The sequence below is a fragment of the Belliella filtrata genome (assembly GCF_022549775.1).
Taxonomy (GTDB): Bacteria; Bacteroidota; Bacteroidia; order Cytophagales; family Cyclobacteriaceae; genus Belliella; species Belliella filtrata.
Window position 1 is genome coordinate 1 of the sequence record NZ_JAKZGP010000087.1, and the last position, 13189, is coordinate 13189.

The 13189-nt window shown below is 37.6% G+C and carries 12 protein-coding genes; 2 read left to right on the forward strand and 10 right to left on the reverse strand.

Going from position 1 to position 13189, the window contains the following annotated elements; all coding sequences use genetic code 11:
• Nucleotides 1-200: 200 nt before the first annotated feature.
• The 10 genes from MM239_RS19420 to MM239_RS19465 all read right to left on the reverse strand — a co-directional run bounded on the left by MM239_RS19420 (nt 201) and on the right by MM239_RS19465 (nt 9219).
• Entirely contained in the window at nt 201-944 is a 744-nt protein-coding gene (locus MM239_RS19420) for a DUF2490 domain-containing protein (RefSeq protein ID WP_241349990.1), read from the reverse strand.
• Between the two features lie 54 nt (nt 945-998).
• Entirely contained in the window at nt 999-2852 is a 1854-nt protein-coding gene (locus MM239_RS19425) for an IS1634 family transposase (RefSeq protein ID WP_449495064.1), read from the reverse strand.
• 514 nt (nt 2853-3366) lie between these two features.
• Nucleotides 3367-4020: a hypothetical protein gene (locus MM239_RS19430; RefSeq protein ID WP_241349992.1), complete on the reverse strand. Its 654-nt coding sequence runs from the start codon at nt 4018-4020 to the stop codon at nt 3367-3369.
• Between the two features lie 123 nt (nt 4021-4143).
• The gene (locus MM239_RS19435) at nt 4144-5076 is read right to left on the reverse strand and encodes a DUF4097 domain-containing protein (RefSeq protein WP_241349993.1); all 933 of its coding nucleotides are present in this window, start codon (nt 5074-5076) and stop codon (nt 4144-4146) included.
• A gap of 11 nt (nt 5077-5087) precedes the next feature.
• A complete protein-coding gene (locus MM239_RS19440; protein WP_241349994.1) occupies nt 5088-5882 on the reverse strand; it encodes an outer membrane beta-barrel protein in 795 nt (264 codons plus the stop codon).
• Between the two features lie 28 nt (nt 5883-5910).
• Nucleotides 5911-6939: an outer membrane beta-barrel protein gene (locus MM239_RS19445; protein WP_241349995.1), complete on the reverse strand. Its 1029-nt coding sequence runs from the start codon at nt 6937-6939 to the stop codon at nt 5911-5913.
• Between the two features lie 21 nt (nt 6940-6960).
• Nucleotides 6961-7728, reverse strand: a complete 768-nt coding sequence (locus MM239_RS19450; RefSeq protein WP_241349996.1) for a hypothetical protein — start codon at nt 7726-7728, stop codon at nt 6961-6963.
• On the reverse strand, nt 7721-8290 hold the full coding sequence (locus tag MM239_RS19455; protein WP_241349997.1) for an RNA polymerase sigma factor: 570 nt from the start codon (nt 8288-8290) through the stop codon (nt 7721-7723). Before MM239_RS19455 ends, MM239_RS19450 begins: the two co-directional genes overlap by 8 nt.
• 173 nt (nt 8291-8463) lie before the next feature.
• On the reverse strand, nt 8464-8673 hold the full coding sequence (locus MM239_RS19460; protein WP_241349998.1) for a hypothetical protein: 210 nt from the start codon (nt 8671-8673) through the stop codon (nt 8464-8466).
• A 33-nt stretch (nt 8674-8706) separates the two neighbouring features.
• The gene (locus MM239_RS19465; RefSeq protein ID WP_241349999.1) at nt 8707-9219 is read right to left on the reverse strand and encodes a ComEA family DNA-binding protein; all 513 of its coding nucleotides are present in this window, start codon (nt 9217-9219) and stop codon (nt 8707-8709) included.
• A 507-nt stretch (nt 9220-9726) separates the two neighbouring features.
• Here MM239_RS19465 and hemA point away from each other — a divergent pair.
• Both hemA and MM239_RS19475 read left to right on the forward strand, forming a co-directional pair.
• On the forward strand, nt 9727-11001 hold the full coding sequence (gene hemA, locus MM239_RS19470; RefSeq protein ID WP_241350000.1) for a glutamyl-tRNA reductase: 1275 nt from the start codon (nt 9727-9729) through the stop codon (nt 10999-11001).
• Nucleotides 11002-11367: 366 nt separating this feature from the next.
• Complete coding sequence (locus MM239_RS19475) at nt 11368-12933, forward strand: WG repeat-containing protein (protein ID WP_241350001.1); 1566 nt, start codon at nt 11368-11370, stop codon at nt 12931-12933.
• Nucleotides 12934-13189: the final 256 nt, after the last annotated feature.

Consider the following 13189-nt stretch of genomic DNA (forward strand, 5'->3'; position numbering starts at 1 on the left):
CTATTTAATATAGCGGCCTTTTTTGTTAGTTTTACAATAGTAATATTTAGCTGAGGTAAAGATAAGCAAGGATGCCGTCCTTTGCCAATTCTTTACCTCTTTTCTTAACTTGACAAAGTAGGGTTAACCCTTCATTTAATTAAGGTTGTCTTTTTAAGTAGGTGCAAGCTTACCCTATATGCTTAGACTCAAGGAGTTCTTTACTTATATTTCCTCAAGTCTATATTTATGTTTGAGTTGATCATAAATCCATGATTGGTTTGAAAGATATTCTGACCATTAATTTGTCTTCCAAACTGAATGATTTGATTCATATATCCTGCATCTATCCTCAAATTTTTATTGAACCTATACCCAAGCAATAAACCCAATCTATTTTGATCAAAAATATTAGCATTTACATTTTCTCCAAAACCTGTAAACACCTCATCAAAAAATACCAAGTAGTATGTTCTATCTATGATCTGTGGATTATTGAGTGGCAAATATGTCCTAAGCATATACCTTACCCTATCCTGATATAAAAAGTCATCTTCTGATGCACTGCTTGGAGAGTCAAACCTACCGACAAAACGCTGCTCCAACATAAACCTATGGTGAATAGATAGCCTACCCTCATACTGGATAAGTCTCACCATTTGAAATGTCTTATATTGACTGAACTGCATCCCAAAGACATTAACTGGAACCTCTCCATAGGGGAAAGTCTCTATCCATGCGGCACCAGCTCTAAACATCACTCGCTCATTTAAGTGATAATTCACCCCAAATCTCAACAAAAATTGCTGCCAGTCAGTAATGAAATCAGACTTCCTGATTTGAAACTCCGAATGAACATCAAATTTATCGGACACTTTAAATGTCCCAAATGCATTGTACCAACCTATATTTTCTCGGGTATTGATTCGATTATTTTGAGCCAATATACTTACCGAAAATAGCATAAGACTTAACCCACATTGCAGCTAACCGCTCAGAAGTAGCTGTTTTTTAGGGGGTTAAATTTTTTCAGTTTCCGGTTTGTGTACTACGGATTTTCTTTTGGTAAATGGCTGGTATTTGGTTTGGAGGATATCGTATATCTGCTTTAGATTTTTGTTGGGTACCGTGCATTTTCTTGTTGTAATGGTTTTGTCGTATGTGTTGGTTCCCGAAGTTGTAATTACCTTTTGGGTATTCCCTATTCTGACTATTTCTGTCCAGCAGCTTTTTATACCGTTGTGTTTTAACTGGTGTCTTACCGTATTGACCAGCCAGTAAGCCAATATCCCCAGATGGAGATGTGCCATGGTGGCATCGTCATTTTTGTGGTAGATTGGCCTTAGGTCAAGATCTGTCTTCAGGGTACGGAAGGCGTTTTCTATTTCTCTGATGGTGTTGTAAATGTTCCAGACTACGTACTCCTCCTCTACATTCAGGTTCGTCCGCAGAAAATAGACACCAAGGCTTTCATTTTTTTCCCGATGCCTTTCCGTGTCCTTTTCCCAGGTGATTTCTGTGGCTATCCCTGTTTTTGCATCACTGCTTACTGTAATGTCATAGTATCCCTGGACAGAGGGGTATTTCTCTTTGGCCCTGCCTATACGCTGGTGGACTCTGTCGGCTTTCTTGATTCCCCCCTTGCTGTGCAGTGCATTGTGGATCTTTTGGAGTTCCTGCTCAAACCTGTTTTCAAACTGGAGCTTCATCCCTTCCTCTTTCTTCTCCTTGGAAGGGCTTTTGACCTCCAGGTAATAATCCGTGTTTTTTTCTGTGGAGACCGATCTCAGCCTGATGGTCTGTTTTGATTTTGTGTCCAGCAAGGTGGTAAGCCTGCCCGGAACATAGCTGTAATCTTTCAGCCGGGTACGGCTTACGCAGAGGTATCTGTAACCTTTGCTTTGGATGAGTTTGAGGTTTTCTTCCGTGGCTATGCCGGCATCAAGTACCACCACGGCCGGACTGGGGCAGGTATGGGATGCGAGTTTATCTATCATGGCCGACAGGGTATTGCTGTCTGCCATGTTCCCTTCCAGGATGGAGGAATACTTTATAAAGCCTTCAACATTCACCACCAGGGCGAGCACAACGAGCTTTGCGTCACTTCTCTTTTCCTTGCTCCTGCCGAATTTTGCCAACTGGCTGTTCCGCTTTTCCCCCTCGAAATAGGTATTGGTCAGGTCGTAAAGAATGATTTTGTCTTCCAGATCGAACAGCTCGTTGGTGCGTCGGGACAGGTGGCTTTCGATTGAATCCCTGACTTTATACAAGTCCAGGGCACTTTTATAAAGCCTGTCTTTGGTCACTTTTTCCATGTCGCATCCCGTCAATTCACACACTGCGGAGTTTTCCTTTACCCAGCGCACGGTTTTCAGTTCGGAGGCAGGATATACAGCCCTGCTTACAACCTGTGTGGCAGCAAGCATGGCCTGTTCGGGACTGAAGCCGACTGATAGCAGCAAGGGTGTGAGATTCAGCTTTTCCCATGTCTGATAGGCTATGTTCTCCGCTCCGATCTCCCGGGCATTGCTGTGCTGGAGCGTGTCCATGTCAACCATGCGTGAAAGCTTCTCCGGTGACTTGATGTCAAGTTTTTGGGATGACAGGATACGCTGCCAAAAATCATCAACATATTGTTTGACGACAATATCATCCTCCTGATCAAAAAGAGAGGTTTTTTGTTCATATTTATCGCTAAGGTGCTTCTGGATTTTGTTGAGCTGCTCAGGGCTGGCATCCTCCATGAAGCCCACATTCAGTATGGTACGGTGGCATACCCTGTTGTCTGCATTGCGGTAACTCTCCACCAAACGGTAATAACCGCTCAGCTTTCCTGACTGGGGATGTTTTCGCAAAGAGACCTTGAAATACATTCAGCAAAGTACTGGTCTTTAAATCCAAAATCCAATACCCTCTGTGTACTACAAACCAAAAGAAGGCTTCATGGAGAGCGTGAAAAACTTTAACCGTAGGGGGGTACGGATAATTGGAAGGCAAAAACCGGAAAATAAACTGAATTTTTATGTTTTTCGACTAAAACCTGCAATGTGGGTTAAAGTAAAAATAGCCTTTGTCATTCACAATAACTTGTTAAATTCTGAATACACCAATAACAACATGATAGCAACTTTCCCAAAGTCAGCGTCAAAACATTTTTGAAAGGTCAATTAAGCATTAGGTTAACCCATATGGAAGTGAGCTATTCCCCCAAGTAAAAGCTGCGTGACCCTCTTTTTTAAACCTATAATTTATACATTGAAAAAAATCAAAAAAAGTTAGATTCACATTAGAGAAATTACTTTTAGCATTAAAAGCTTTTTAACCACGATAGATTAAAATCTTCTCTTACATGTAAACCTAACTTTTTGAAGCATAATTTATTTAAAATCAACTTGCTGGATTGTACGGTAAAGAAGATTTATGAACGATGATCCTCAGTTTTCCATCATCACCTTTTTTGAAAACCCAAGTTTTATCCACCATTACTTCATTACCTTCCTTATCCATCACCCAGACGTTGCCCATGGTAATGGCTACTGATCCATATATCTGAATACCTTGGGTATTTCCTCCTGTGTTTTCAAATCTTGCACTTACCCAAGGATTGAGCGCAAAACCTTTATCATTAGGGTATTTGGAATCCCCACCTACAAAATAGGCTAATGCTCCATCTTTAGTATTTCTGAAAGTTTGATCTCCATGAGTCAATGTTGGTTTGAAAAAAACCTTCCCTTTGTCATAATTGTATGCATCAGTCAAAACTTGCTCAGCGTAGGCTTTGTAATCCCCACCTTCTTCTTTCAACCTACCAATCTCCACTAGCGCTTTACACCATGCTTCTTGAGCTGCAATCACTTCATCATAAGTGATGATGTCTGTAGCACCTTCTTCTACATAAACTAGACCTAATTGATCGACAACTTCCTGAACTCTCTCATTTGCATACCCCTTTTCATCTTGATTCTTCTCTTTAGATTGCTCGCAACTGTAAAAAAATAGACCAATTGAAAATAATCCTAAAATAATTTTTCCTTTTTTCATGATTTAGAAATTTACTTTTAAACAAATTAGTTAACGAATTTAGCTAAACCGTTGAGGGTCAAACGGCTTCACATTTGAATTTGTTTAGAAAATAAATTAGAATTTCATTAGAAAATTGAAAAATTAATTCTCAATGGCTATAGACCCTGAACTCACAGTTCCATTTACAGTTTTAGAGGCTCCATTATTGATCTGAAGACTTTTTCCAGTTCTTTGATTACCTACTTTTATAGACCCTGAAGCTGCCTTCATATTAAAATTGTAACCCTCAATATTTGAATTGGTATTGATCTTAATACTTCCAGATGCTGCTTTTAAATTAGGGTTTTCACCTAAGCCTGCTTGTTCTGCTTTAAATGATCCAGAGCTTACACTTACATTTTCTATACTACCAATTTTGGAAAGCTTTGCATTTCCCGAACTCAACTGTAGGGAGACTTTACCAGCTACTTGATCAGCTTGAAAAGATCCACTGGAGAAAGAGACATTAAGATCACCAGAAACTTCAGCTATTGCCGCTCGACCAGAACCACCCCTGAAATTCACATCTCCATTGACTTGCTTCAAGTCTACAGTACCTGAGCCCATACTCAATTCGACATCACCTTTTATCCTACTCAAATTTGCTCTTCCTGACCCTATTTGAAAGTGAGTGATGTTAGAAGAAACATTAGTAACGTCAATTTTTCCCGATCCTCCTTGGACTACAAGGTTGATTTGCTCAGGCCCTTTGATCTTGACATGTCCTTTTGTCTGATTGTTGCCCCAGGTCACATTCGACTGTTCATTTTTATAGGTTATTTTCAAAACATTCCCTACTTGTACAAATACAATATCTTGTTTGGTTTGATTTGATTCAAGATATGCATCAGCTGTTACTGTTGCGGTAGAAGCATCTCCTGCATATACTATTTCAAGCCCTCCGCTTCTTATTTCAATCGTTTCGACTCCTTGAAAAGTACGCTGGGTATCTATCAATATCTCCCTTTGGGCACTTACTTCCAAGCTTGTGAATAAACACAAACATGCTATTAATGTATTTAATGCTGTTTTCATATTTTTTTTGATTATAGTGTTATACCGAAACTAATGGCATTGGCTCTTGGACCTTTATCTTTGATGAAATAGTCATTCAAATCATAGCTTATAAAGAAGTCTGTACCACCGATTCCTAAATTAGCCCTGGCTCCATACCTTACATTATTCGCAAACATATTTGCCCTATCGAAAATCTTATTTTTATTACCATCAATGTCATCATAAACAAACTTCCCTCTTCCTCCTAATCTGAAACCAGCGTATGGCCCAACACCAAATCTAAACTTACCATTGTTGGAATGAATTGTAGGGATCAAACTTAGGTTGACATAAGATGAAGTGATTTTTGACTTTGTACCCACGCCATTGCCGGTGAACTGCTCAAAGCCAATCCCATCGGCTTCACGTACAGCGATAAGATTTCTATCTTCAAATTTGAAATTGTACCAATTCACCCCTAAGCCTGGATTTAAAGAGAAATTATTACCAAATTTATATTGGCGCTGATAGTTGATCCCTACTGTCCAGCTTCCCCATGGTTTCACCTGTGGAGTTGGGTCATTTTCCACCCAAGTGTTGATCCCTAAGTCAAAATTTAATGAGCGTTCATATCTTCTTTTCTTTCTGCCTTTGAGATGTACATCTTCACCATTGGTAGTAAGTGACCAATGTTTGTTTTCATATTTCTCATAATGCCAGTCAGAGCCAAATAATTTAAAATCCTTCGTCTTGACAACATTTTGCTGTTCGAATTCCTCTTCTTGAGCAAATCCTAATGTTGGAATTATAAGGCTTAGTGCCATGATAAACAATAGCTTCTTCATAGTTTGTATTGGTTTAGTTTGTACTAGATTAGAAAATTATCCCAAAAGTGATTGGATTCAGTTCAGGACCTCTACCTTCCTGAAATAAGGTATTGAGATCATAAGTAGTAAAGAAGTTGAGCCTTCCTACTCCGACTTCACCTCTAAGTCCATACCTGTAATTGTTCAGAAATGTACCAGTATTAAGCTTTTCTTTGCGTCTCCCTCCCCCGTCAAGTTCTCTATAAACATATTTACTTCTACCGCCTAGCCTGTATCCAATATATGGTCCCGCTGCTATTCTCACTCCTTTGTGTCCATTGTCATTCATTCTTCCAAAATCCAACTTCAGGAGCGTTTGAGCTGTCAAGTAAGATGCTGAAATTTTACTTTTAAAGCCATTGACATCTGTTCTTTGAATGAAATCTATTTCATCTACACCTCTGACAGCTTGAAAATCCCTATTCTCAAACTTGAAGTTGTACCATTGGAAACCTAGTCCAAAATCCCAATAGAATCCTTTGGATATTCTTTGAGAAGCCATCCAGTTGAGCCCCACATTCCAACTTCCCCAACCTTTGGTAGCAAATGGGTCCGCTGAGGAAGGAAAGTCTCCGTTTTCGTTTAAATAGGAATTGATACCCAGGTCTATGTTAAAATCCGTCTTAAATGCAGGTTCTTTTTTCTTCCTCCTGTCTGTAGATTCAACTTTCACTTTGGTATTACCATCAGACTCATCTACGATTACTTTGACACGTCCTACTGTCACTTCTGTTTCTGGACCTTGTTCCTTCACTGTCACGATTTCTCTATTACCTATTTTAGTCTTATGCTCTACAATGTTCCATTCTCCTGTTTCTTTGTTCAATTCTACATCTAACTGACGGATGATTTCATTTACATCCATAGCTTTGAGCTTATCAAAATCTTCCTTACTTTCAATGAGCAACACAATCTTTCCTGATTTACCAAATTCAATGATAATACTATCATTTGCTGCAAGTTGGTTGCTAAAGTTTGAACCAAAAGCAAACTGAACCACAGCCATCAAGCCGAACAATAACAAATATTTTTTCATATGTTTCAAATGTCTAAATGCTTATTTACTTCTTTCTCTCTTTGTGGTAATTGATGCAAAAAGATTGTTCTTTGCGTCCTGCAGCTCCGCAAATCCTTGATCTACTTTATTCAACAAACCACCTATTTTTTCTACTTTATCTTCAATATCATCTATCAGCCCTTGCTTTGCGGGCATTGTAGGCTCCTCTTTCAATCCAGAGCTCTTGATAGTCACTCTATAAGAAGGCTCTTCGTCTATCTTTTGACTTTCTGCCAAAGCAATTGATTGATTTAAATCCAATTGTGGTAGATCCAATTGTGGTAGATTAATATCTTCTATCTTATCAATTTTTGGCTCGATGTTTTTGACTTCCTTATCCAGGTCTTCACTGACTTTATCAATTACTGGCTTTGTATTATCTGCAAGTAACTTACCTTGAGTCCCTTGATCTGATTTTTCAGATGTGACTTCTTCTTTTTCGGATTCAGTTTCAATCTCTTTTTCATTAGGCATCTCAGTCAATGTTCTTTGATCAATTATCGTGGTAGAAGTTGTATCTATTTCTTTTTGATGCGCCATTTGTTCTTTTGGCAAGACAAAATCATTTGACACATACCAGCTTACATATCCCAATCCAACAATCAGCAATATCGATGCGGCTATTTTCATAAAGGGATAAGGACTTTTAGCATCAGTAGCGGGTAATTTACTTTCTAGCTTTTCCCATGCTAATGATGAAGGCTTTACTTCATGATTTTGGAGCATTTCTCTGAACACTCCGTCCATTTTTTTATCTTGATTAGCCATTGATTCTCCTTTCTTTAAGTTCTTGTTCGGCTATTTTTTGCTTAAGCAAATTTCTACTTCTATTCAATTGGGATTTGGAAGTACTTTCACTAATTCCTAGAAGGTCTGCAATCTCCGCGTGACTGTAACCTTCTATTACATACAGGTTGAAAACTGTTCTATATCCAGTCGGAAGACTGGTGACCAGGCTCATCAGTTCCTCTGCTTCAAGTTGATTGAGTTCGTAACTAGACTGTGCATATTCATGCTCTGGCTCCAAGTTTACTTCCATTAGCAAATTTTTATTGCTTCTCAAAGTCAACAATGCATGGGTTACAATTACTCTCTTCATCCATCCTTCAAAACTTCCTTTGGACTCGAATTGATTGATTTTTTCAAAGATCTTCATAAACGACTCCACCAATACATCTTCCGCCAAATCCCTGTCCTTGATGTATCTTAGGCAGATTGCATAGAATTTTTTAGAATAGGTATCATAGAGGAATCTTTGGGCCTTTCGATCTCCCTTTCGACATCCTTCGATGATTTCATACTCATTTCTAAAAGTTCTATTTCCAAACATTTTTTTCGTCTTTCAATTAGGTAGATACAGGTGGGTTCGATTTGGTTGCATGAAGATGTGAAAAAAAGTTAAAAAAAAAACGAGGCCTCTTCAATAAACCTCGTATCATACTCATTTTCATAATTTTAACAATTCACACATTATTCTTCAAATACATTTTTGAGCACTAAACCTCAATCTTTGCGCAAAACCATATAACCATAATCAAAACAATATTCATATTGCGTACCTTTATAATTGACCATGGTATGGGTATGATATAGAAAATTATATCCCAATTGGAGTAGCTTTACCCTTGGCACACGAACCTTGCCCAATCCATTTGCAAAAATCTTTTCAAGAATTTCCCTGTTTACTCGCAGCTGTTTGTATACTTTTCTCACACAGTCGTTAGCTTCCTCTCGGTGTATATTATTTTAGGCGTTTCTACGAGCATCGTCATAAAATCTTTTGTCGGATCTCCCATGAATTGGATCTCCACATTTCAAGCAAAATCTCTTTTCAATGATCATAAAAATATCGTTCAAAATTCTAAATAAGGCGCAATTTTTTTCAATCCATTGATCTGTAAATATCCTTACTTTCTTCAGATCATCAGGAGCTTTATAAGGATCATGATGCTGCCTATAAGCCACTATTACCTTGGCTGATCCATAATTTATGTTAGGGTATTTTGCTAGGTATTGTACCTCAGCGTGATTAATTTTTATATAAGTATGAATTCCAGTCGTAAACTCAAAATATTCAAAAATCCTTTCATTCACTTCTTCACTCATTCCAAACACGTCCATCAATTGCTCCTTAAAGTTCATCCCACCCAATGCTTCTTTAAACTTAACAATCCTACTAGCCATAATCTGCCCCATACCAAGGACTATTTGCAAGACAAGAGACTCAGCCTCCTCAAAGCTCATTTTGTTATTAGACACTTCGCTGATTCCACTTGGCTTACTTTACGCTAACTTCGTATTCATCTTTCTAATAAGGTAAAGAGGAAACTTTCAACTATTCCGTAGCTTACAAATTATCGATCTGAAACTGGTAGCTTTCCAAATCAAATTTATTCTCATGAGAAATAAAGTAATTGTAAAATACTGGTATAGAACAAAGCAATTCTACTGCTTGCAATACCAGCAAGAGTTCTCTGGATTCTCTCTGTGAAAATTCTAAATACCGCTTAAGCCAAAAAGAAATCTTTCGATACAACATAAAAGCAACATTTAATTAAAAAGGAGAAATCTAAAAACAACAAATAGATCGTATCTATCGGTGATAAGTTAATAATATTGGATTTAGAAGTCAAGAAATCCGATCTTTGTTTTTAAATAGAGAACTCAGGCACCGCTATTTAGACAGGTTTTAAATTAACCTAACATAGATCAAAATTTTCTTTTGCTCTGTTTAATGAATTAAATTTGTACCGAAAATTACGAGAGATGCAAAATAAGTTTAGAGCTGTAAGTTTATCGCACAAAAGTGCCCCTGTGGAAATCAGGGAGATCATAGCCTTAGATGAAGCTTCTATTCATTCAATTTTAGTTAAGTTGAAGGATTTTTTCAGTATCACAGATACGCTTATCCTATCTACTTGCAACAGAACTGAGATTTACTATTCGCATGAGCTAGATCTCAGTGTAGAGATTGTGAAGCTTATAGGAGTGGAAAAGGGTATTACTAGCATAATTGATTATTTAAATTTTTTCGACATTTTCAACAACGATAGAGATGCTATACAGCATTTGTTCAAAGTGTCTATGGGGCTTGAAGCGCAGGTTATTGGAGACATGCAGATTTCCAATCAAGTAAAACGTGCTTATCAAGCATCAGCTGACTTAAATATGGCAGGTCCATTTTTACATCGTTTGATGCATACTATATTTTTCACCAACAAAAGAGTCGTTCAAGAAACAGCTTTCAGAGACGGAGCAGCTTCTGTATCTTATGCCGCTGTGGAACTTATGGGTGAATTGACGTCAAACACTTATGAACCTAGAGTACTATTGATTGGCGTAGGTGAGATAGGTGAAGATGTGGCTAAAAACATGGTGCATATGCCAGATGCCAAAGTTACTATAACCAATCGCACATATTCAAAAGCTGAAGCAATTGCAATAGAGCATGGGTTTGAGGCTATTCCTTTTGAAAAAGCCCTTGAAGCGATGAAAGATGCCGATGTAATCGTCTCATCGATTTCAAAAACAGAACCCTTCATTACAAAATCTTTGGTAAATAAATTATCGATTCCTAGCTACAAGCTATTTATCGACCTTTCGGTACCGAGAAGTATAGAAACATCCGTAGAGGAAATTCCAGGCGTATTGCTCTACAATGTAGACAACATTCAAAGTAAAGCTTCTGAGACTTTAGAAAAGAGAATAGCTTCAATACCAATGGTTGAGCAAATCATTGAAGAAAGCATTGATGAATTTTATAACTGGAAAAAAGAAATGATGGTATCACCTACCATCAATAAATTCAAAAATGCCTTAGAACAAATAAGAACTGAGGAAATGGAGCGTTTTCTAAAAAATGCCAATGATGCAGAAAAGGCTATGGTTGAAAAAATCACCAAAAGCATGATGCAGAAAATACTAAAAGTTCCAGTAGTTCAACTTAAAGCTGCATGTCAAAGAGATCAGGCTGACCAGATGATTGATGTGCTTTCCGACTTGTTTGATTTAGAAAAGGACCACGACAAAAATCATGCTTAACTGCAAGGAACGCTTTGATTTGATACCATATAAAAAGCCACATTCCCGTCATGCACGGTAATGTGGCTTTTTTCACACCAACACTTTTAAAGATTTACCCTTTTTAAGAAAATTCATTCCCGATTTTTCATACCTAAAGCTCAAGAATCACAACTCCAGATAATTCAATTGAGGAATTAGTGAGTTCGTTTCCCCCCAAACTCAAAAACTCTATTTGTACAAATGTAGAAAGCAACATTTGTGTTAGGAAAAAACAATTTACTCAACTATAAAGAAATCTTAATACAAGGTCTTATATTTCGGAAATCTTTAAATAAATCTTACAATACGTAAAGACCGCTAAATGGACTTTGAGATTAACATATTATGAAAATTGGAAATAGCTTGAAATTATGGATGTTGGGAGTTGGGATTTTTACATATCACAATAGCAATTCCCAAACGTGGGAAATTTACAATCAGGACTTTTCTCTACAATCAAGAATTGTTCATGAGAGCATCAATTTTGTAAGTGATCAAATTAGGATTGGGACGATTGATAATCAGGTTAACCTTTTGAGCAAAGATTACAGGCCATTTTTGAATTTGAAAGGACATGCTGTAAGACAAATTTCAGAGCCATGGATCATTATCGAAAGTCAAAGTGGCCTCGGTGCCTTTCATGAGTATGGAGAAGAAATCCTTCCTGCTCAATATGATGAAATTGAAACATTTTACACTAGACTTTTGGCACGAAAAGGAGACCAATATTGGGTCTATGATAGGACCAATAGGTCAAATGAAATGATTGGCAAGTATGATCATGCAAAGCTAGCCTTGAATGGTCAAGTAATCGCAAAATCTCAAGCTGGGTACTTTCTCCCATTATCGGATAAGCCTGACCATGTATATCAAGATCTCCGCGAAATAAATGAAAACTTCATACTTTCAAAAGAAGCAGGTGGGTACGGACTGATCAACAGAGAAGGTCGCTACATCTTAGCTCCTATCATAGATCAGATCACACACTTAGAGGGAGATTATTTCTATGCATATGATGGGAATCAATACATGTTGATCAAAGGAAGAGAAGAAAAAGCTGACGTTAATTATACGAGTTATCATAAAATCACCTATGAAAACAATATGCTATTGGAGTACATCCATGGAAAACTAAGAAGAGTGATGAAAAATGATGGCATTCTACTAGACATGGCGGGGATGGAGAGTGTGAAATCAGTTGGAAAAGACTGGTACAATGTGTTCACGAGAGAAAAGAAAGTAGGTCTTCTTGGAGCATCTGGCTGGGAAGTAAGCCCTGTGACTGGGGTAGATGCAATTTTGCCAGGCAATGAAAACCTCTACCCTGCTTCTAAGGAAGGAAAGTTTGGCTTTATCAACAAATCTGGAAATTGGATTATCGAAAACAAATTCCAAGAAGTCAAAAACTTCTCAAATGGATTGGCAGCTGCAAAAATCCATGGAAGTTGGGTTTATATAGATAGACAAGGAAACTTCAATGAAGCATTTTCATTTGAAGAAGTTAGAGATTATCATAGAGGTTTGGGGATAGTGAGAAAAGACGGCAAAAGCTTTATGCTTAACTCTTCCGGTGAAAGGGTGTCAGATTTATCTTATGAGAAAATATCTCTTTTGCCTGACAATTATTACCTCATAGAAAACGATGGTAAGTTTGGCCTTTTGGATACAAATGGAAAAGAAATCACAAGCCCCCAGTTTGATTTGGTCAGAAGAGAAAACCACGACGTGATTTTAGCCTCTAAAAACGGGAAGTTTGGAATCATTGACGAAGAGGGCAATTTTAAGCTCCCTCTTCACTACGACAAAATTTTGTTTGACCCAAGCACTAAACACATCCTTGCCGAAGACAAAAGCCCAATACATATTCCAGATATGGATTCGAAATCTCAAAAGAGGAAAAAGGCAGATTAAAAAAGAAAAATAAAGGGAGCACTTAAGCTCCCCTTTGTTTTATTTGGACATACGTAGCTTTGCTAGTAACATAAAATTTATTTTTGCATTTGATCAATTACGAAAAATCAGAACATATTTTCTACAAGTAATTAACCCTACTTTGTCAAGTTAAGAAAAGAGGTAAAGAATTGGCAAAGGACGGCATCCTTGCTTATCTTTACCTCAGCTAAATATTACTATTGTAAAACTAACAAAAAAGGCCGCTATATTAAAT